This window comes from Cupriavidus sp. KB_39, assembly GCF_052114485.1.
Lineage (GTDB): Bacteria > Pseudomonadota > Gammaproteobacteria > Burkholderiales > Burkholderiaceae > Cupriavidus.
This window is the reverse complement of record NZ_JBFREV010000031.1, coordinates 61,867-81,308: the sequence shown is the minus strand read 5'-3', so window position 1 is coordinate 81,308 and position 19,442 is coordinate 61,867. Positions and strand designations below refer to the sequence as shown.

Annotated in this window: 19 protein-coding genes; 18 read left to right on the top strand and 1 reads right to left on the bottom strand. The window is 67.4% G+C overall.

The window, feature by feature from the left end; translation table 11 throughout:
* Positions 1 to 198: 198 nt before the first annotated feature.
* From AB4Z27_RS21380 to AB4Z27_RS21315, 14 genes are read left to right on the top strand one after another with little or no spacing between them, the layout of a single operon-like run.
* Entirely contained in the window at positions 199 to 798 is a 600-nt protein-coding gene (locus AB4Z27_RS21380; RefSeq protein ID WP_177219837.1) for a GspH/FimT family pseudopilin, read from the top strand.
* A 4-nt stretch (positions 799 to 802) separates the two neighbouring features.
* Complete coding sequence (pilV, locus tag AB4Z27_RS21375; RefSeq protein ID WP_092290520.1) at positions 803 to 1,354, top strand: type IV pilus modification protein PilV; 552 nt, start codon at positions 803 to 805, stop codon at positions 1,352 to 1,354.
* The gene (locus tag AB4Z27_RS21370; protein WP_092290885.1) at positions 1,351 to 2,190 is read left to right on the top strand and encodes a PilW family protein; all 840 of its coding nucleotides are present in this window, start codon (positions 1,351 to 1,353) and stop codon (positions 2,188 to 2,190) included. Before pilV ends, AB4Z27_RS21370 begins: the two co-directional genes overlap by 4 nt.
* 6 nt (positions 2,191 to 2,196) lie before the next feature.
* On the top strand, positions 2,197 to 2,790 hold the full coding sequence (locus tag AB4Z27_RS21365; protein WP_092290522.1) for a pilus assembly PilX family protein: 594 nt from the start codon (positions 2,197 to 2,199) through the stop codon (positions 2,788 to 2,790).
* Between the two features lie 46 nt (positions 2,791 to 2,836).
* Entirely contained in the window at positions 2,837 to 7,558 is a 4,722-nt protein-coding gene (locus AB4Z27_RS21360; RefSeq protein ID WP_441645203.1) for a pilus assembly protein, read from the top strand.
* A gap of 35 nt (positions 7,559 to 7,593) precedes the next feature.
* Positions 7,594 to 8,118, top strand: a complete 525-nt coding sequence (locus tag AB4Z27_RS21355) for a type IV pilin protein (RefSeq protein WP_441645202.1) — start codon at positions 7,594 to 7,596, stop codon at positions 8,116 to 8,118.
* Positions 8,119 to 8,147: 29 nt separating this feature from the next.
* Positions 8,148 to 8,444 carry a hypothetical protein gene (locus AB4Z27_RS21350; RefSeq protein WP_441645201.1) on the top strand — a complete coding sequence of 99 codons (297 nt, stop codon included), beginning with the start codon at positions 8,148 to 8,150 and terminating at the stop codon, positions 8,442 to 8,444.
* Positions 8,441 to 9,373, top strand: a complete 933-nt coding sequence (locus tag AB4Z27_RS21345) for a PilW family protein (protein WP_143093846.1) — start codon at positions 8,441 to 8,443, stop codon at positions 9,371 to 9,373. Before AB4Z27_RS21350 ends, AB4Z27_RS21345 begins: the two co-directional genes overlap by 4 nt.
* Complete coding sequence (locus AB4Z27_RS21340; RefSeq protein WP_441645200.1) at positions 9,367 to 9,939, top strand: pilus assembly protein; 573 nt, start codon at positions 9,367 to 9,369, stop codon at positions 9,937 to 9,939. Before AB4Z27_RS21345 ends, AB4Z27_RS21340 begins: the two co-directional genes overlap by 7 nt.
* Complete coding sequence (locus tag AB4Z27_RS21335) at positions 9,936 to 11,759, top strand: pilus assembly protein PilY (RefSeq protein WP_441645199.1); 1,824 nt, start codon at positions 9,936 to 9,938, stop codon at positions 11,757 to 11,759. The genes AB4Z27_RS21340 and AB4Z27_RS21335 overlap by 4 nt, the downstream gene beginning before the upstream one ends.
* A complete protein-coding gene (locus AB4Z27_RS21330; RefSeq protein ID WP_441645198.1) occupies positions 11,756 to 12,232 on the top strand; it encodes a type IV pilin protein in 477 nt (158 codons plus the stop codon). The genes AB4Z27_RS21335 and AB4Z27_RS21330 overlap by 4 nt, the downstream gene beginning before the upstream one ends.
* A gap of 1 nt (position 12,233) precedes the next feature.
* On the top strand, positions 12,234 to 12,773 hold the full coding sequence (locus tag AB4Z27_RS21325; RefSeq protein ID WP_441645197.1) for a GspH/FimT family pseudopilin: 540 nt from the start codon (positions 12,234 to 12,236) through the stop codon (positions 12,771 to 12,773).
* A 40-nt stretch (positions 12,774 to 12,813) separates the two neighbouring features.
* The gene (gene ribD / locus AB4Z27_RS21320) at positions 12,814 to 13,935 is read left to right on the top strand and encodes a bifunctional diaminohydroxyphosphoribosylaminopyrimidine deaminase/5-amino-6-(5-phosphoribosylamino)uracil reductase RibD (protein WP_092290535.1); all 1,122 of its coding nucleotides are present in this window, start codon (positions 12,814 to 12,816) and stop codon (positions 13,933 to 13,935) included.
* A gap of 42 nt (positions 13,936 to 13,977) precedes the next feature.
* Positions 13,978 to 14,610, top strand: a complete 633-nt coding sequence (locus tag AB4Z27_RS21315) for a riboflavin synthase (protein ID WP_092290537.1) — start codon at positions 13,978 to 13,980, stop codon at positions 14,608 to 14,610.
* Here the strand turns inward: AB4Z27_RS21315 and AB4Z27_RS21310 are convergent.
* The gene (locus AB4Z27_RS21310) at positions 14,599 to 15,639 is read right to left on the bottom strand and encodes a CaiB/BaiF CoA transferase family protein (protein WP_441645196.1); all 1,041 of its coding nucleotides are present in this window, start codon (positions 15,637 to 15,639) and stop codon (positions 14,599 to 14,601) included. The two genes, AB4Z27_RS21315 and AB4Z27_RS21310, sit on opposite strands and share 12 nt — an antisense overlap.
* A 244-nt stretch (positions 15,640 to 15,883) precedes the next feature.
* Here AB4Z27_RS21310 and ribBA point away from each other — a divergent pair, with 244 nt between their 5' ends.
* The 4 genes from ribBA to AB4Z27_RS21290 all read left to right on the top strand — a co-directional run bounded on the left by ribBA (position 15,884) and on the right by AB4Z27_RS21290 (position 19,442).
* Positions 15,884 to 16,999, top strand: coding sequence for a bifunctional 3,4-dihydroxy-2-butanone-4-phosphate synthase/GTP cyclohydrolase II (ribBA, locus tag AB4Z27_RS21305; RefSeq protein ID WP_092290541.1), 1,116 nt, complete (start codon positions 15,884 to 15,886; stop codon positions 16,997 to 16,999).
* Positions 17,000 to 17,087: 88 nt separating this feature from the next.
* Positions 17,088 to 17,591: a 6,7-dimethyl-8-ribityllumazine synthase gene (gene ribH, locus AB4Z27_RS21300; protein WP_092290543.1), complete on the top strand. Its 504-nt coding sequence runs from the start codon at positions 17,088 to 17,090 to the stop codon at positions 17,589 to 17,591.
* Positions 17,591 to 18,097 (top strand): transcription antitermination factor NusB, encoded by a 507-nt coding sequence (gene nusB, locus AB4Z27_RS21295; protein ID WP_092290545.1) that lies wholly within the window; start codon positions 17,591 to 17,593, stop codon positions 18,095 to 18,097. The genes ribH and nusB overlap by 1 nt, the downstream gene beginning before the upstream one ends.
* Positions 18,098 to 18,260: 163 nt before the next feature.
* Positions 18,261 to 19,442 carry a pyridoxal phosphate-dependent aminotransferase gene (locus AB4Z27_RS21290; RefSeq protein ID WP_441590637.1) on the top strand — a complete coding sequence of 394 codons (1,182 nt, stop codon included), beginning with the start codon at positions 18,261 to 18,263 and terminating at the stop codon, positions 19,440 to 19,442.

Sequence of the window (19,442 nt, the reverse complement as noted above, 5' to 3'; positions counted from 1 at the left end):
CTTCGGGTAAGGAGGCCGGATGGCGAGCGCGTGCACGGCGTAAACGGGGCCCAACAGAGGCTCCGGCGCAGCAAAACTCCAACGCGCCGCCCGTAGAAAAGCAAAAGAACAGTTCGATTTTTTGGACGGGAGTCACAAATGGGTCAGTCTTTCTGCCTTTGGGCAGTGGGCTTGCTGACGCCTGCTCGGCCTGCGTCCATGCCCGCTGGCATGGGGTCGCCGCAGCATGCCAGCCAGCCGCGCAGCCGCGCCCGCATCGGGCATCTCCACCGCTCTCAGACGCGCTTAATCGGCGGTTTCACGCTGATCGAGTTGCTGACTGCCGTGACGATCCTCGGCATCCTCGCGGCGGCGGCCATCCCCAACTTCCGTTCCTTCCTGCATAACAGCCGCATCGCGACGGAATCGTCGAAGTTCTTCACCGAGATCGAAGCGGCCCGCAGCGAAGCGGCACGGCGCAACAGCACCGTCACGATCTGTCCCGTGGGCACTGGCAACGCCTGCTCCGACGACTGGAACCAGCGGCGCGTGATCTTCGCCGATCTCAACGCCGACGGCGTGGTCGATCCTACGGACGACGTGCTGCGTTACAGCGACGAACCGACCCCGACCCTGACCCTGGAAGCCAGCAACCTGGGCGCCACACCCGATTTGGTGCGGTTCCGGTCCTCGGGCGCCTCCACTTCCCCGACGGCCACCTGGCGGTTCTGTGAACGCAACTCCGAACTGCCCGGCCAGACCGTCAGCATGACCGGCAGCGGCCGCCCCCAAACCCAGCAGCAGACGCCCTGCATCTGACGCCATGTCGCCCTCCCCACAGAACGGCCTACCGAGACGTGCCCGCCCGGTTCGACTGCGCACGCCCACGCGCGCGCGCCATGACGGGTTCACGCTGATTGAGTCGCTGATCACGATCGTCGTGCTCGCCATCGGCGTATTGGCGCTGGCCATGCTGCAGCTCCGCACGCTGGTCGATGCCCGCACGGCGTCCATGCGCAACATCGCCACCACCATGGCCTACAACATGGCGGACCAGATGCGCAGCAATGAGGTCGCCATGACGGCCGGCGCGTTCGACAAGCCGAATGGCGTACCGAACGCCGATTGCTACGCGGCCAAGGGGTGCACGCCGGCGGCCATGGCCGGGGCCAGCTTCGCGGCCTGGCTGGACGATCTGAAGGAAGCGCTGCCCGCCGCCAGCGGCATGATCTGCATCGACGCTTCCCCCAATGACGGCGACGCCGCGGACCCGCAGTGCCAGAACGTCAACGGTGCGCCCTACGTCATCAAGATCTGGTGGCGCGAGGACGGCCAGGACACCCCCCAACGATTCGTGACCGCCTTCGTGCCATGACTACGTCCATCCGCAAACCGAGGCGCCGCGCGCAGGGTTTCACCCTGGTCGAACTCATGGTCGGCATGGTGATCAGCATGCTGCTGGTCATCGTGGTGATCTCACTCTACCTGGCGCAGCAGCGCTCCTACAACACGCAGGGCGACCTCGCCGAAGTGCAGGAGAACTCGCGCGCCATCGCGCAGTTGCTGCAACGGCAGGGCCGCCAGGCCGGTTATTCCGACTTCACGTTCCTGGACAACAGCTTCGGTGTCAACGAGACGCTCGAAGCCACCAACGATACCGGCGTCAATGCCAGCGACACACTGACCGTGCGCTACTTCGGCTCGTCGCCGCCGGGGGCCGACCCCGCGGCGGTGCCGGGCACGCCCACGGCCCCGACGCCGGACGGCACCATGATCGACTGCGCCGGCAACGATGTGAACGGCAACATCCTGATGACCGAGGTGTTTTCGATCATCAACGACGCGGCCGGCGTGCCCTGGCTCCAGTGCACGGTCAACGGGGCCGCCACGCCGCTGTTCCCCAACGTCGAGGCGTTCCAGATCCTGCTGGGCGAGGATACCGACGGCGACCAGACCGTCAACCGCTTCGTCCGCCCCGGCGCGGCGAACATGGCCAACGTGCGCGCCCTGCGTGTGTCGCTGGTGCTGCGCGGCAAGAGCACCACGAACGCCGCGCCGACCTCGCTGGTCCTGAACCACTTCGGCAAGGCGTATGCCCAGAACGACGCCGCCCCGGCCGGCGATGCCGGCAGCGTCATGAACATGGCCAACGACGGCCGCCTGCGCAAGCACGCCACGTTCTTCATCGCCCTCCGCAACCGCCTGAACTGACACGACATGACGCGAATCCTTCCCCGTCCGCGCGCCCGCCTGCATCGACGCCAGGGGCAGCGCGGCATCTCGCTGGTGCTGGTGCTGCTGTTCCTGATCATCCTCACGCTGGTTGGGCTGGCGGCGAGCATGTCGAGCCTGTCGTCCGAGCGCATGGCGCGCAACACGCGCGACCAGAACATCGCGCTCCAGGCTGCCGAGGCAGCGCTGCGCGATGCCCGCAACGACATCCGCAACATCCGCTTCATCTCCGGCGTCACCGGCGCGGCGCTGACCTGCGACGTCGCCGGCTTCAAGGGCTTCTGCCTGCCCGCCGTGACGGGCAAGCCGGCATGGGACCTGTACCTCGAGGATCCCGCCCGGTCCGTGGAACTCGGCGAAGTGACGCTGCTGACTGCCGACCAGAAGCTGCCGACCGTGGCCGCCGCCGGCTCCAACGGCGTCTCGAGGCAGCCACGCTACCTGATCGAATCGATCCCCGACATCAACGAAGGCAGCCTCGAGGCCGGCAACATCAAGTACGTCTTCCGCGTCAGCGCCATCGGCTACGGGGCCAACCCGAGCACGAAGGTGATGATCCAGGAAGTCGTGCGTTTCTGATACTTCCCGAACCGTGTCGCGCAACCCTCCAACCGCTGGGCGCACCATGAAACCGTTCCTTCTGCACCGACCCGCGAGCCGCCTGCAAGCCGTACTGCTTGCAGCATCGTTCCTGCTCGCCGTGGCCTCCGCCTCGGCGGCACAGCTCAACCTGTCCACCAAGCCCCTCTATGCAGGCGGCGGCGTTTCGCCGATGGTAATGATCGATCTCTCCAAGGATCATTCGCTTCACCAGAAGGCGTACAACGACTACTCCGACCTGGACGGCGACGGCATCCTGGACTCGACGTATAGCTCGCGCATCACCTACGCGGGCTACTTCGACTCCGCCAAGTGCTACAACTACGACAGCAGCAGCATCCAGGGCTTCGTGCCCGCCGCGATGGCTGACAGCGCAAAATACTGCGACGGCACCAAGTGGAGCGGCAACTTCCTGAACTGGGTGTCGATGAGCCGCATCGACGAAGTGCGCAAGATCCTCTACGGCGGCACACGCGCCGTAGACACGGCTACGACCACCGTGCTGGAACGCGCGTTCCTGCCGATGGACGCCCACGCCTGGGCCAAGTACTACGGCGGCACCGACCTGCGCAAACTGGTGCCGGTAGACCTGGAACTGCCTTCCGAGGTGGAGACCCAGACGTCGTCCACCCAGATCACGCTGCGCGCCGACGTGGTGACGCTGACGGTGAGCGACAACTCCAAGATGCAGATCGGCGACCAGATTCGGCTGGTTCCGCGCGGCAGCGCTCCGGCCGGCACATCGCTGACCGGCTGGATCAGCAGCATTGGCAATAGCAACGCCATCACGATGGCGATCTACGCGGACAGCGTGTCCAAGCCGGCCGGCGCAAGCAACAGCTATTCGTCGTGGACCGTGTCCAATCTCACGCGCGGCGGCCTGACCATCTGCAATGTCACCCCGAAAGACAGCAGCAATCTCAACTCACAGGCCAACACGCAGGCCCCGCAATTGCGCGTAGTCAAAGGTAACTATGCCACCTGGGGCGCCAGCGAGAAATGGCAGTGCAACTGGTACAGCGAGGCCAGCAACACCCAAAGCAGCTTTTTGCCTCAGACCAACGGCAAGACTGTCTCCGGCTCCTCGAACGGCAACCGCGCCGCAACATCGGGCATCAACGCGTCGGCCGAGAACCCGTCGCAGTCAGTTCGGGGCACCGGCACGGGGCAGGCGAAGGGCACGTTCAACGCACGCGTGCAGGCCTGCGTAACGGGGATGATTGGTGGCGAATCGTGCAAACAGTACGGCAATGCGTACAAGCCGTACGGGTTGCTGCAGAAGTATGGCGAAACCGGCCAGATGCTGTTCGGGCTGATGACGGGCACCTACGACAAGAACATCTCAGGTGGTGTGCTGCGCCAGAACGTGACGAACTTCTCGACCGAGATCAACCCTGACTCTGGCATCTTTACCTACCGCGCTGCCACCCCGGTCAAGGGCATTGTCTGGAACATCGACAAGCTGCGCCCATACGGCTACAGCTATAGCGATGGGGGTTACACCAGCGCAGACAGCTGCAACTATCAGCAAACCGCCATTCAACCGAGCGGCGGCCAGAACGCCCAGAACAAGCCGGCCAACGAGGGGAATTGCTCCACATGGGGCAATCCGATCTCGGAAATTTATGTCGAGACGCTCCGCTACTTCGCCGGGAAGACGGCCAACGCCGACTTCGCACCCAAGACCAATGGCAAGGATGTGGCCCTCGGCCTGACGACCGCGACGTGGGCCAACCCGATGAACCTGCCGGCGTCGAACCCCAAGCGGGCGCCCTATTGCTCACCGCTCAATGCGCTGGTGTTCAACTCGAGCGTTTCCTCCTACGACAACGACCAATTGGGCGGCCTGAGCGATCTGGCCGGATCGCCGACAATCAGCGACTGGACCAACAAGGTTGGCACCGGGGAAGGCATCGACAACGGCAACTGGTTCGCGGGCGGGGTCAGCGGCGGCATCATCGACAATGTGTGCTCGGCCAAGAAGGTCGGCTCGCTCAGCAACGTGCTCGGGATCTGCCCGGAAGGACCGTCCCAGAAGGGCACGTTCCAGATCGCGGGCGCGGCGCTGTTCGCGCACATGAACCGCATCCGGACGGACCTCGACGTCACTTCCGCCGATGAAACCACTCGCAACGCCGCGCTGAAGGTCTCCACCTACGCCGTGCAGCTGGCGACCAATACGCCCAAGATCAACGTGAACGTCAACGGCAAGACCGTGACCATCATGCCGTCCTACCAGCTGCACCCGACCAACGTTGACCCGAGCACCGGCACGCTGGTTGACTTCAAGGTGATCTCGCAGGACGGCAGCAGCGGCCGCTTCTACGTGAGCTGGGAAGATTCGGTGGCCGGTGGCGACTACGACCAGGACGTCTGGGGTATCTTGAGCTACTCCGTCACCGGCGGCAACATCACGGTGTCGACGAAGGTGGTGTCCGGCTCCTCGAGCAACGGGCAGGGCTTCGGCTACGTAGTGTCCGGCACCGACAAGGACGGCCCGCACTTCCACTCCGGCATCTACGGCTTCAACTACACCGACCCGACCGGCGTCAAAGGCTGCAGCAACTGCAATCTGGGCGATGCGGAAACGAGCGTCACCTACAGCGTAACCGGCAACGCGGGCTCGCAGTTCCTCGACCCGCTCCAGTACGCCGCCAAGTGGGGCGGCTTCAAGGACAGCGACGGCGACAAGACCCCTAACAAACAGACCGAATGGGACGTCCGCCTGTCCAATGGCGACGGCGGCTCGGATGGCCTGCCCGATAACTACTTCTACGCCACCAACCCGGGCGCGCTGAGCGCGGCGCTGGAACGTGCCTTCATCTCGATCCTGGCCACCTCGTCGTCCTCTTCCGTCGCGGCAAGCTCGTCGCGGCTGGACGTCAACACACGGTCCTACCAGGCGCGCTTCAACGGCTCCGACTGGTCAGGCCAGTTGTTCAACTTTGCCTTGAATGCCAAGGGCGAGGCCGTCCTCCCGGCCATCTGGGACGCCGGCCAGACGCTCCGCGGCATCGCACCTACCAACCGCGCGATCCTCACGTACAACAGTGTGGATCCCGATGGCGCGGGCATTCCGTTCCGCTACGACAGCCTGCCCCCCGACTTCCAGACCATCATGAATACGGGCGGCGCGGACGGCACGAAGCGCGTCAACTGGCTGCGCGGAGACAAGAGCAATGAGGGCGATGCCTCGGGCAAGTTCCGCGCCCGCCCCACCACCATCCTGGGCGACATCGTGAACTCCAGCCCGCAGTACGTGGGCCCGCCCAACGCCGGCTACGCGGGTAACGACTACGCCGAGTTCGTGCTGAGCAAGCGGTCCCGCAAGCCAGTACTCTACGTGGGCGCGAACGACGGCATGATGCACGCGTTCTCCGCCAAGGATGAAGACGGCGGCAAGGAGCTGTTCGCCTACGTGCCGTCCCTGGTGTACAGCAAGCTGCCCACCCTGACGAACCTCGACTACGTCCACACCTACACGGTCGACGGGACACCCGCCGTCAAGGATGCGAAGGTCAACAGCAACTGGCGCACCGTGCTGGTCAGCGGCCTCGGCCTCGGCGGCCGTGGGGTGTTCGCGCTCGACGTCACCGATCCGGAGTCGGTCAGCGAGAACACCGCAGGCAGCACCGTGCTGTGGGAGTTCCCGAGCTCGGCCGACGCCGATCTCGGCCACGTGGTGGGCCAGCCGAAAATCGTCAAGATGTCGAATGGCAAGTGGGTGGCGATCTTCGGAAACGGCTACAACAGCACGGCGGGCCGTGGCTCCATCTTCATCGTCTACCTGGACCGCGTGCGGGGCTCGAAGCGCTGGACGCCCGGCACGGACTATCTCAAGCTGACGCTCGACGATGCCACGGCGACGGCGTCCAACGGGATTGCCTCGGTGCTCCCGGCGGACGTCAACGGCGACGGTACCGTGGACTTCCTCTACGCTGGCGACCTGCTCGGCAACCTCTGGAAGTTCGACGTCTCGGACAAGACCGATTCGAAGTGGCAGTCCACGCGCAAGCTGATGTTCACCGCCAAGGACAGTGCCGGCAACCGCCAACCGATCACCGGCCAGCCGGACGTGGCGCGCAACCCGACCGGCGGCTACATGGTGGTGTTCGGCACGGGCCGGTACGTCGACAACAGCGACCCTTCGAACTTCTCGACCCAGTCGCTGTACGGCATCTGGGACCAGAACATTACCGCGCAGGGCACGATCACGCGCAGCATGCTGCAGGAACAGAAGACGCTGTCGGCTGGGGTTTCCAACGGCCTCACCTACCGGATCTCGACCGACACAAAGGTGCAACTGACGCCTGGAGGGGTCCAGGGCTGGTACATGGACCTTCTGGTTGGCCCAACCTACGCCCAACTCGGCGAGCGGGTGGTCACGGACGCCCTGATCCGTGGCAAACGTGTCGTGCTGGTCACGATGACGCCGTCCACCGAGGTCTGCGACAGCGGCGGCTCGAGCTTCATCTACGAAGTCGGCACGTTCAGCGGCGCGCGTCTCAGTGAATCGCCGGTGGACCTGAACGGCGACGGCAAGATCGACCAGAACGATACGGTCAACGGTGTGGTGGTGAGCGGCGTCGGCTCGACGGTGGGTATCACGCCGAAGCCGCCTATCATCGACTGCGGCCCGGGCAAGGAGTGCAAGCTGATGTCCGGCTCGAGCGGCGGCACGCAGACCATCACGGAAAGCGCCGACAAGCCGAGCGGTCGCCTGTCGTGGCGCGAGATCCTGCACTGATGGCGGTGCAACATGAAACAAGACGGAGAACGGCAATGACCCGGACAGGACTGCGGCAGCGCATGCAAGGCTTCACGCTGATCGAACTGATGATCACGGTCATGGTGCTCGGCATCCTGGCCGCCATTGCCTACCCGCAGTACGGGCAGTACGTGACCAAGGCGCGCCGCACCGAAGCCAAGGCCGCCCTGGCACGCGTGCAGGGTGCCCAGGAGCGGTATTTCACGGTGAACAACAAGTATTCGTCGGACCCGGCCCAACTCAAGGTACTGGCTTGCGCCGCCCAGACTACGGGGTCCGGGGATACCTGCGATCAAGGCAGCCATGTGATCACCATCGCCGTGACCGGCGGCGCCGATGCCACCGGCTACATCCGAGTCGGCCTCGGACACAAACTTCCACAAAACCTCCACATCCGGACACGTTTTAGGGCCTCGCCCGAGGCTATCGTGGACATCCGTTCTGTTCGAACCGATGCGCCATGTCCCTTGCTCCACCCTCCCCTTCCGGCCGCCGCCCTCAGCGGCGCTCCAGCGGCTACATCCTCCTCGAATCACTGATCTGCCTTGCCGTCATCGGCATCGGCGCCATGCCGCTGGCCGTGCTCGGCCCCTTGTGGCTCCGGCTGGCGGGTGAGCAGGAGAGTCTGGCGCAGACCACGCAGTGGGCGTCGGAGTTCGCCGAAACGGCCGGTGCCGGTTCGATGGTGCCGCCCGGCGGGCGCCACGCGCAGCTGTGTGGCGCGCTCGGCGTCGGGGCCGGCGCTCGGCCGCTCTGCGCGCCCGGTGCGCGCATTGTGCTGGCCGGGCCGGTCCGCATTACGGCGGACGCCTCGCCCGGCATGACGGCACCTCCCGCCCACGTGGCGTTATGGGTAGCGCCATGACGCGTCGCCCTCGCCAGCGTGGGTTCACGCTCACCGGGATGATGGTGGGGATGGTGCTCGGGCTGCTGGCATCCGTACTGGCCATCACCACGTTCCAAGTCGTCCGGCAGGCATACGCCAACGTCGCGGACAGCGTGATGATGGCGGAGCGCGGCCATCGGGCGCTGGGCATCGTCGCTCAACTGGTGCGTCAGGCGGGCTGGATTCCCGGTCGGGCCTCGCTCACCCCAGGGCATCCGGCGCCAACCGCGCCGCTCGAGGGCCACGACGACTGCGGCCAGCCCGCCGTCGATCTATCTGCCCCGTGCGGCACCCGGGGCCGGCATCAGAGCGATGCCCTGCGCCTGCGCTTCTCCGGCAGCAGCAGCGGCGATGCGACCACGCGGCCCGACGGCACCATGACCGACTGTGGCGGGCATGCGCTGGCGGCAACCGCCCAACCGGTCGATGGCGTGCCCACCTCGCATCACGCCGCGATGAACCTGCTGTACATCGGCCTCGGCAGTGATGGCGTRCCGCAGTTGCTGTGCCGCTATCCRCGCCGGCAGGGGCGCCAGATGCAAGCCGTCACTTACACCTCGGGGACGCTCGTCCGTGGCGTGGAGGCCATGCAGCTGCGCTATGGCGTCGACCGGGACGGCGACGGGGAGGCGGACACCTATCTCCGCGCCCGCGACATCCGGGCGCAGGGCGATGCCGGCTGGCATCGCGTGCGCACGGTGCAGATCGCCCTGGTGATCCGGGGCGACCGCGCTACCGGGCAGACGACCCGGCCAGAGCCGCTGACCCTGCTGCCCGCTCTGACCCATGGCGACGCCGACGAGGACTTGTCGTTCCCCCCTGCGACCCGGCATGCGGTCCGCCGGCGCGTCTTCACCACCACCTTCCGCCTGCGCAACCCTTCGCCCTGCCTGGAGACCCTATGCTGACCCGCCGCACGCAGGATGGCATCGCCGTTCTCGCTTTCGTCACGACGATGCTGGTGCTCACGGCCAGCGTCTGCGCCGCAGCGATGCACTTCCTCCACGCCGGCCGTCAACTGGCAGGGCTGCAACTGGACCGCGAGATCGCGTTCCGCGCGGCGGAGGCGGCCTTGCTCGATGCGGAGGCGGATCTGCTTGCGGCTGCCGCGTCGCCGCATGCTCGGCTGGCGTCGTGGCCGGACCCGGGCCATTGCGGCGTGGAGGCCCAGCGCGCCATCTGTCGAACGGGCACCGGCCAGCCGGCCTGGTGGCCATGGATCGAGGGCAGCCCACCCGAGAGCGTCCCGGCGCTATCGATTGGTGCGTTCACCGGGGCGCGCCTGCCCGATCTGCCCGAAGGCGTGGCCGGGGCGACGCATCCGCCCCGCTACCTCATCGAAGTCCTCGACCACCACCAGACCCTCCAGACACTGGCCGGCACGGCGCAGTGGCCGCGCTTCCGCATTACCGCGCTCGGYCTTGCCCGCGATCCGTCCGTGCGCGTGCTGCTCCAGACGGAGTTCCAGCCATGATCCGCCTTGTCATGGGGTGCATCGGGATCGTGCTAGGGCTTAGCGGCTGCCCCGGCGCCGTTGCCAGCGAGGCCGGCCGTTTGCCGATGGGCTACCGTGTGGCGCCTGCCGGCTACCCCTGGACCGGGCGCCTCCATGCCATCGGCTTCCGCACCACCGCCGATGCCAACCGGCGTGGGGTACTGCACCTCTGGGAAGCGGGAGAAAGGCTCGACCAGCGCGACACGGACACGCGTCGCCTCTATCTGGGCGGGACGCGGCTGACGCCCTTGCGGTGGCCCGCCATCGATGCGGAGGCCAAGCAACATCTCAACATCGATCCCACAACCGGCCAGCCCGACACCCACGGCGCGGACCGGCTCTCGTGGCTTCGTGGCAACCGCCCCAACCCGCTCATGCGCCCACGCGACACCCGGCTTGCCAGCGCCGCCGGCGCGCGCGTGCACGTGGTGGCGCCACCGGCGTGGCAGCCCATGCAACCGGGCCACACCGCCTTCCGCAACGCACATGCACTGCGGCCAACCACCGTCTGGCTGGGCACGCGCGATGGCATCCTGCACAGCTTCGACGCGATGACGGGCCGGGAACGCGCCGGCTACCTACCGCGCGCCGCACTGGCCGAAGCCGCCGCCCTAACCGCCGTGGGCACGCGGGTGCCGGCCCCGCCGTGCCCAAGGCCCCATAGCGTGGATGCTGACCCAAACGGCCGCTGGCGCACCCTTCTCCTTTGCGCCACACCCGCTACGGCGCGCACGCCCGGCACCGCATTCGTCCTCGACGTATCCACTCCGGACGCCGACACACCCATCCAACTGATCTGGGAAGTGACGGGAAGCGACGCCTTGCCGCTGACCGGCAGTGGCCCGCTACGCGCCGCCATGCTCAGGGTCGACAACGAGCGGCGCTGGTTCGCCGTCGGCATCCTCGCGCCGGGCACGCCGRCRGGYGCACGGGCGGCCTTGGCGCTGCTTCCGCTGGACCGGCCGGCAGGCGCCTGGGCGACCACCGGCCGTGTTCCGCGACTGCCGCTACCTGAACAAGGCTGCGACAGCAAGACGGCCACCACGCAACTCCTCGCCGTCACGGTGCGGAGCGATGCCAGTGGCGCCGCCCGCGCCGCCTACGCCATCGACGATGTAGGCCGCCTCTGGCGGTTCCCCCTCGACGCCCTTGGCGCCGATACGCCACCCGCAACATGCCTGCATCGCCAGACCGCCAGCAGACGTGGCAGTGTCGAACCACCCGTGATCACGTACACCGGTGCTACCCCGCTTATTGTCTACGGCACCGGCAACGCCGTGTCCGCCATTCCGGACCACACCGAAAAGCCAGCCAACCCACGCCAGATCCGCGCAATCCCGAGCGGTAACGGCGTGGTGCTGCGTGCCGTCCCCTCGTCGGACCCCCCCGGCACGACAGGATGGACGCTCGCGCTACCCCATCCGGGCGAACAGATCGAGACACTGGACGCCGCCAGCCCTGCCCATCTCTCCTTCACCACGCTGGCACCCGATGGCCGTGCACGGAGCTACCTGATCGACGCCGCTACCGGGGAGTCGGTCACCGTCCTGCAGGCCGATGGCAAACCCGGCGCCGCCATCACAGGGTTGCCGTTCGATCCGGCCTTCGGTGGTCCGTTCGTCAGCCTCTCCCCGGTCATCGAAGGTGCCRCTCCGGCGCCCGGCATCTCCCGGCGCGATGTCCATTCCCTTGCCCTGTGGCAGGTCGATGGCGACGGCGCCTACCTGCAACAACACGCCTACCTGACACGCCGGCGCGGTCGGCTGGGCTGGCGCGAACTGATCCGGACACCGCTATGAGCATCGCCATGACGCACCGACCCTGCCTGCCGCGCACCCAAAGCAGCGGCTTCAGCCTCGTCGAGTTGATGATCACCCTGATGATCGTCGTGATCCTCGCCGCCATGGCGCTACCGGCATGGCGGCAGCATTTCCACCGGGCGTGGCGCATGCAGGCACGTGCCGAAGCGGTCACCGCGATGCTGGCGCTCGAGCGGCATGCCCTCAGCGCGTCGACGTTTGCGAGCGCCCTAGACGCAACCGCCCCGGCCGGCCATTGGCCCCGCCCCGTGCCCGCGCCGCCCGCCCCGGTCCGGCACTGGCTGACGGCCACCAGTTGCGCCGGACTTGACCTGTCCCGCTGCGTCGAAGTCCGCGCCACGCCCACTTTTGTCGATACGCGCTGCGGCACYCTCGTGCTGCGGAGCACGGGCGAGTGGCTTTCCCTGCTCACCGCGGCGAATCCGCCCGCTCGAACCCCCGAAGGATGCTGAAATGCAACAGGCTGCAATCAAGCACGTCCGCCGGCGCAGCGGCATGACGCTGACCGAACTCCTGGTSTCGCTGGCCGTKGCCGCCATCCTCGCGGCCATCGCCYTGCCCRCCCTGCGCCACATGCTGGCCGAGCACACCGTGACCTACGCCGCAGACCGGCTGGCGGCATCGCTGGCCATGGCACGCACYACGGCGGCCAACCGGCGCGTCGAAATCCGGCTCGGGCCCTTGCCGGGCGCCACCACGCTCGATGGCGGATGGCAGCTCGCACCGGTGGCACCCCAGGCGACCACCGGGCCGCCCATCGCCGTGACGGCGCTGGAYGCCGCCTGCCTGCGCGTGACCCTGCGCGGCACCGATGGCGCCAAGGGACCGCCTGCGCTCCGCTTGACACCTGTGGGATACTCTCGATCGGAACGCGGCGGTTTCTACGCGGCCACGTTCCATGTGCGATGCCGCGGTGCGCAGCGGCAGGTCAGGCTCGGCGCCCAGGGGCGCATCCGGATCTGCGGCGCCGGCCCCGATGCCGACTGCGACTGATCGCCCTGCTTTCTCACCTAACGGCACAGACTGCCTCGCCATGTTTTCCGACTCCGACCATACCGCCATGGAACTGGCCCTCGCGCTCGCCGCGCGGGGCATGTTCACCACCACGCCCAACCCGCGCGTTGGCTGCGTGCTGATGAAGCATGGCGAGATCATCGGGCAGGGCTATACCCAGCCGGCCGGTCAGGACCATGCCGAGATCCAGGCGATGAAGGACGCCCTCTCGCGCGGCCACGATCCCGCCGGCTCCACCGCCTATGTCACGCTGGAGCCGTGCAGCCACTTCGGCCGCACGCCGCCGTGCGCAGAGGCGCTGGTGCGTGCGGGCATCGCCCGCGTGGTGGCCGCCATGGAAGACCCCAACCCGGCGGTGTCCGGGCGCGGCCTGCAACGGCTGCGCGATGCCGGYATCGACGTACGCTGCGGCCTGCTGGAAAAAGAAGCGCGCGATCTCAACATCGGCTTCGTCTCGCGCATGACGCGCGGCCTGCCGTGGGTGCGCGTGAAAGTGGCCGCTTCCCTCGATGGCGGCACCGCGCTGCATGACGGCACCAGCCAGTGGATCACCGGCAAACCCGCGCGCGACGATGGCCATGCCTGGCGCGCCCGGGCCTGCGCCATCCTCACCGGCATCGGCACCGTGCGGGACGACAATCCCGCGCTGACCGTGCGCGCCATTCCCACGCCGCGCCAGCCGCAGCGCGTGCTGGTGGACTCCCGGCTGGAGGTGTCGCTCGATGCGCAGATCCTGAACCGCGACACCGGGGATTTCGCCAAGCCCGTGCTGGTCTTCTGCGCCGTGGAAGACGCCGCGCGGCAGCGTGCRCTGGAGGCRCGCGGCGCCGAGGTRGTGGTSCTGCCCAATCCGCACGGCAAGGTCGAACTTCGCCGCATGTTGCAGGAACTGGGCAAGCGCGGCATCAACGAATTGCATGTGGAAGCCGGCTTCAAGCTCAACGGATCCCTGATCCGCGAGGGCTGCGCCGACGAGCTGCTGATCTACCTTGCGCCCCGGCTGCTGGGCGATGCGCAGGGCATGTTCAACCTGCCACCGCTGGCCCGGCTCGAGGACGCCGTCGACTTCCATTGGCACGAGGTGCGCCAGATCGGCGACGATCTCCGGCTGATTGCCCGCCGTGGCGACAGCAAGCACTGACATCACCCTGAACAGACAGACCCTACGCATTCCGAGGCAAGCATGTTTACTGGCATTGTGGCGGCCGTTGGCCGCATCGACACCGTCTCCCCGCTGGGCAACGCCGACGCCGGCGTACGCCTGCGCATCGCCGCTGGCGAACTGGACCTGACCGATGTGATCATCGGCGACAGCATCGCCATCCAGGGTGCCTGCATGACCGTCGTGGCCATGCAGGACGGCCAGTTCGACGTAGACGTTTCCCGAGAATCGCTCGACAAGACCGTGGGCCTCGACAAGCCGGGCCGCGTCAATCTCGAGAAGGCACTGCGGCTGGCCGACCGGCTGGGCGGCCATCTCGTGTCCGGTCACGTCGATGGGCTCGGCGATGTCGTGCGCTTTGCCCCGGTGGGCGAATCGCACGAGCTGCGCATCCGCGCCCCGCGCGAGCTGGGCCGCTATCTGGCCTACAAGGGTTCCGTCGTGGTGAACGGCGTCTCGCTGACCGTGAACAGCGTCAGCGACGTGGCCGAAGGCTGCGAGTTCTCGATCAACCTGATCCCGCACACCGTAGAAGTGACCACGCTGAACGAACTCAAGGCTGGCGCGCGCGTCAACCTCGAGATCGACTTGATCGCGCGGTACGTGGAGCGGATGCTGTCSGCYTCGCAGGGCGAGTCCGTCTCACTGCTCTGAAGGCAACGCGTCCGAGAACCTCGGCGCCCCGGCCACGTCGAGCGTGCCGTCCGRGCGTTCGATGAAAATGCCGCGCGCCAYGTTGTGCGGATGCCTGGCCGCTTCCGCCACGCTCAGCACGGGCGCGTAGCAGACATCGGTGCCGCCGAGCAACGCATCCCAGTGGGCACGCGGCTGGCTGCGGAACAAGTCGGCGAATCGCGATTTCAGCGCCGGCCACGTCGTGTGGTCGTACTGCGCAGCGGGATCCACATCGGTCATGCCGAGTTTGGCGAGCAGCAGCGCGTAGAACTGCGGTTCCAGCGCGCCGATGGTGATATGCCCACCGTCCGCGCAGGCATAAACATCGTAAAACGGCGATTGATGGAAGGGGCTTGGCGTGGGGCCGTCGATCTGGCCGTTGTTGCGCACCCATAGCGCGATACCGCCCAGCATGGCCACCATGTCGACGATGGCGCCGTCCACCACGCGCCCCCGGCCGCTGGCGCGCGCATCGACCAGCGCGCAGGCGATGCCGAAGGCGAGGCCCAGCGCCCCGCCGGCGTCGCCCACCACGGTCGGCGGGATGGCGGGCGTCTCGCCGGGCCGCGCGGACAGCGACAGCATGCCCGTGAGCGCCACGTAGTTGAGATCATGTCCGGCCGATTGGGCCAGCGGCCCGGCCTGCCCCCAACCGGTCATGCGGCCATAGACCAGACGCGGGTTGCGCGCGGCGCAGTCGGCGGGGCCGAGTCCCAGCCGCTCCATCACGCCGGGGCGGTTGCCCTCGATCAAGGCATCGGCGCCGGCCACCAGCGCGAGCGCTTCCGCCAGCCCCGCCGGGTTCTTCAGGTCGAGCGGCACGATGGTCTTGCCCCGCCGCAGCGGACTCTCCTTATCGCCACCAAGTTGCGCCGCCACGGCCACTTTCTGCTGGCGCGCGATGACGATGACCTCCGCCCCCATGTCGGCCAGCATCCGGCCCGCCAGCGGACCGGGGCCAATCCCCTCGAACTCAACGACACGAATTCCCATCAGCGGCAAGGTCATGCGGCAGGCTCCCGATACGTATCCAGTGAGTGACATGATAAGCGGGCAGCCGCGTCCGTAACTGTCGTCCGTCACACCGCGGCATATAAGTGCTTGATGCGCCATATTAGRGCCGGCCTAGGGCGGGACCGAACCCGGCCGCTTGGCGTACAATAGCGGGCTTGATTTCGCCGGCTTTGTTGCACCTGCCTCCGGCCCTGCCCGCCTACTGCCACCCGCTGTATTCCCTGACGTTGCCCCAGCCATGACTATCGCCCGTACCGAAGACATCATTGCCGACATTCGCGCCGGCCGCATGGTCATCCTCGTTGACGAGGAAGACCGCGAAAATGAAGGCGACCTGGTCCTGGCGGCCGACTTCGTCACGCCGGAAGCCATCAACTTCATGGCGAAGTACGGGCGCGGCCTGATCTGCCTGACGCTGACCGCCGAACGCTGCCGCCAGTTGGAGCTGTATCCGATGGTGTCGCGCAACGGCACGGTGCACGGCACGAATTTCACGGTGTCGATCGAGGCAGCCGAAGGCGTGACCACCGGCATCTCCGCCGCCGACCGCTCGCGCACCGTGCAGGCCGCCGTGGCCCGCGACGCCAAGGCCAGCGACCTCGTGCAGCCCGGCCACATCTTCCCGCTGACGGCGCAGCCCGGCGGCGTGCTGATCCGCGCCGGCCATACCGAAGCCGGTTGCGACCTCGGCGCCCTGGCCGGCCTGACGCCGGCGGCCGTGATCTGCGAGATCATGAAGGACGACGGCACCATGGCGCGCCTGCCGGATCTGGTCGAGTTCGCGCGCGAGCACGATCTCAAGATCGGCACCATCGCCGACCTGATCCACTACCGCAGCCGCACCGAAAGCATCATCGAGCGCGCGGGCGAGCGCACCATGCAGACGCCGTGGGGCACCTTCCAGGGCGTGATCTACCGCGACAAGCCCACCGGCCGCGCCCACCTGGCGCTGGTCAAGGGCCAGCCGCGCCCGGACACCGAGACGCTGGTGCGCGTGCACGAGCCCCTGTCGGTACTCGACCTGCTGGAATCGGCCCGCACCACGCACTCKTGGAGCCTGCCGGCCGCGCTCGAGGTGCTGCATGGCGCCGAGCAAGGCGTGATGGTGCTGCTGAACGTGGGCGATTCGCCCGAGCAGCTGTTTTCGCAGTTCGCCGCGCTGGACGCCCCGCAAGACCGTCCGCGCCGCAAGCCGGACCTGCGCACCTACGGCATGGGCGCCCAGATCCTGCGCGACCTCGGCGTGGGCAAGATGCGCGTGCTGGGCTCGCCCCAGAAGATGCCGAGCATGACCGGCTACGATCTCGAAGTGACCGGCTGCCAGCCGATGCACGGCGAAGCCAACTGCGACTAAGACGAACGAATTTTCACGAATATCGATGGCGGCCAGCGCCCTTCCGGCGCGGCCAGCCACCCTTCCCCGAACAATTGGAGAACTGACAATGGATCACGGCTTCTACCCCAGCAACCTCGAAGGTGAAGGCCTGCGCATCGGCATCGTGCAGGGTCGCTTCAACGAGCCCGTCTGCGACGAGCTGCGCGAGGCCTGCGTGGCCGAACTCGAAAAACTCGGCGTSGAAGGCGAAGACACGCTGGTCGTGACGGTGCCCGGCGCGCTGGAAATTTCGCTGGCGCTGCAGAAGATGGCCGAAAGCGGCCAGTTCGACGCGCTGATCGCRCTCGGCGCCGTGGTGCGCGGCGAGACCTACCACTTCGAGCTGGTCTCGAACGAGTCCGGCGCCGGCATCACGCGCGTGGGCCTGGACTTCAACGTGCCCATCGCCAACGGCATCCTGACCGTGGATACCGACGCGCAGGCGCACGCCCGCACGCGCGAGAAGGGCCGCGACTGCGCCCGCGCCGCCGTGGAAATGGCGAACCTGGTAGTCGCGCTGGACTCCCTGCGCAGCGGCCAGAACGACGAAGATGAAGACGAGGAAGCATGATGAGTGACGCCACCGACACCGGCGACGCCGGCAAGCCGGGCGGCGCCAAGCCGGCCCGCACCGAGCCCAAGGCCCCGCCGAAGAGCGCGCGCCGCCGGTCGCGCGAGCTGGCACTGCAGGGCCTCTATCAATGGCTGCTGAATCGTAACGATATTGGTGCGATTCAAGCCCACCTGCATGACGCGCAAGGCTTCAACAAGGCCGACAGCGAGCACTTCGACGCCCTGCTCAACGGCGCCGTGCGCGAGGAAGCGCGCCTGACCGCCGCGTTCGAACCGTTCCTGGATCGCCCCGTGGCCGAACTGTCGCCCGTGGAGCGCGCCGCGCTGCTGGTTGGCAGCTTCGAGCTCGTGCATTGTCTGGACATTCCCTACAAGGTCGTTATCAACGAGGCCGTGGARCTGACCAAGACCTTCGGCGGCGTGGAAGGCTACAAGTACGTCAATGGCGTGCTGGACAAGCTCGCCGCCCAGGTTCGCGCGCCGGAAGTCGCTGCGCGCCGCTAAGCCTCCCGTCACTGCTGGCTGGCACCAGCCCAGAGCACCCGCCCCGGCGGGTGTTTTTGTTTCGGCGCCATATTTCCGCGCATCGCGTGATCCTTTGGGATCCGCGCCGCGCTGCCTACCCTTACCCTCAAGCCACCCCAGCCCTCTGCCTATCCTGACCGCCATGGACCTCCAGCGCCTTGCCACTGCCTCCCGCCTCGCCAATATCGACGCCTTCCACGTCATGGAACTGGCCAAGCAGGCCGCCGAACTCGAACGGGCCGGGCGCCACATCATCCACATGGGGATTGGCGAGCCGGACTTCACCGCCGCCGCGCCGGTCGTGCATGCCGCGGAGGCGGCCATGCGCCGGGGCGTGACGCAGTACACCGGGGCGCTGGGCATCCACGCGCTGCGCGAGGCCATCGCTGGCTACTACAAGACCGCCTATGGGATCGATATTCCCGAGCGCCGCGTGATCGTGACCGCCGGCGCTTCCGGCGCGCTGCTGCTGGCCTGCGCGGTACTGGTGGAAATTGGCGCCGAAGTGCTGATGCCCGATCCGAGCTACCCCTGCAATCGTCATTTCGTGGCCGCCTTCGACGGCCGGGCGCGCATGGTGCCGAGCGGGCCGGCCGAGCGCTTCCAGCTCACCGCCGCCCAGGTGGCCGCCAACTGGGGGCCGGACACGCGCGGGGTGCTGCTGGCGTCGCCGAGCAATCCCACCGGCACGTCGATCCTGCCGGACGAGCTGCGCGGCATCCTCGCCGAAGTCCGCCGCCGCAACGGCTTCGCCATCCTCGACGAGATCTATCAGGGCCTGTCGTACGATGCCCCGCCGGTGTCCGCGCTGTCGCTGGACGACAACGTGGTCACCGTGAACAGCTTCTCGAAGTATTTCAATATGACGGGATGGCGCCTGGGCTGGCTGGTGGTGCCGGACGCGCTGGTGCCGGCCTTCGAGAAGGTCGCGCAGAACCTGTTCATCTGCGCGTCGGCGGTGGCGCAGCACGCGGCGCTGGCCTGCTTCACGCCCGAGGCGCTGGCGATCTACGACGAGCGCAAGGCGGAATTCCGCCGCCGCCGTGACGCCATCGTGCCGGCGCTGGAGGCGCTGGGGCTGCGCGTGCCGGTGAAGCCGGACGGCGCCTTCTATGTCTATGCCGACTGCCTCCACGTGAACCACCCCCATGCGGGCGATGCCGACAAGCTGACGCAGGCCATTCTGCATGACGCCGGTGTGGTGATGGTGCCCGGCACGGACTTCGGCCCGCATACGGCGCGCGACTACATCCGCATCTCGTACGCAACGGCCATGGAGAACATCGAGGAAGCGATGCAGCGGCTCCACCATTTCCTGCGCTGA

Bases quoted from the DNA above. Each gene is read 5' to 3' on its own strand.
- AB4Z27_RS21380 (WP_177219837.1), top strand. From the start codon at position 199: ATGCCCGCTGGCATGGGGTCGCCGCAGCATGCCAGCCAGCCGCGCAGC.
- pilV (WP_092290520.1), top strand. From the start codon at position 803: ATGTCGCCCTCCCCACAGAACGGCCTACCGAGACGTGCCCGCCCGGTT.
- AB4Z27_RS21370 (WP_092290885.1), top strand. From the start codon at position 1,351: ATGACTACGTCCATCCGCAAACCGAGGCGCCGCGCGCAGGGTTTCACC.
- AB4Z27_RS21365 (WP_092290522.1), top strand. From the start codon at position 2,197: ATGACGCGAATCCTTCCCCGTCCGCGCGCCCGCCTGCATCGACGCCAG.
- AB4Z27_RS21360 (WP_441645203.1), top strand. From the start codon at position 2,837: ATGAAACCGTTCCTTCTGCACCGACCCGCGAGCCGCCTGCAAGCCGTA.
- AB4Z27_RS21355 (WP_441645202.1), top strand. From the start codon at position 7,594: ATGACCCGGACAGGACTGCGGCAGCGCATGCAAGGCTTCACGCTGATC.
- AB4Z27_RS21350 (WP_441645201.1), top strand. From the start codon at position 8,148: ATGCCGCTGGCCGTGCTCGGCCCCTTGTGGCTCCGGCTGGCGGGTGAG.
- AB4Z27_RS21290 (WP_441590637.1), top strand. From the start codon at position 18,261: ATGGACCTCCAGCGCCTTGCCACTGCCTCCCGCCTCGCCAATATCGAC.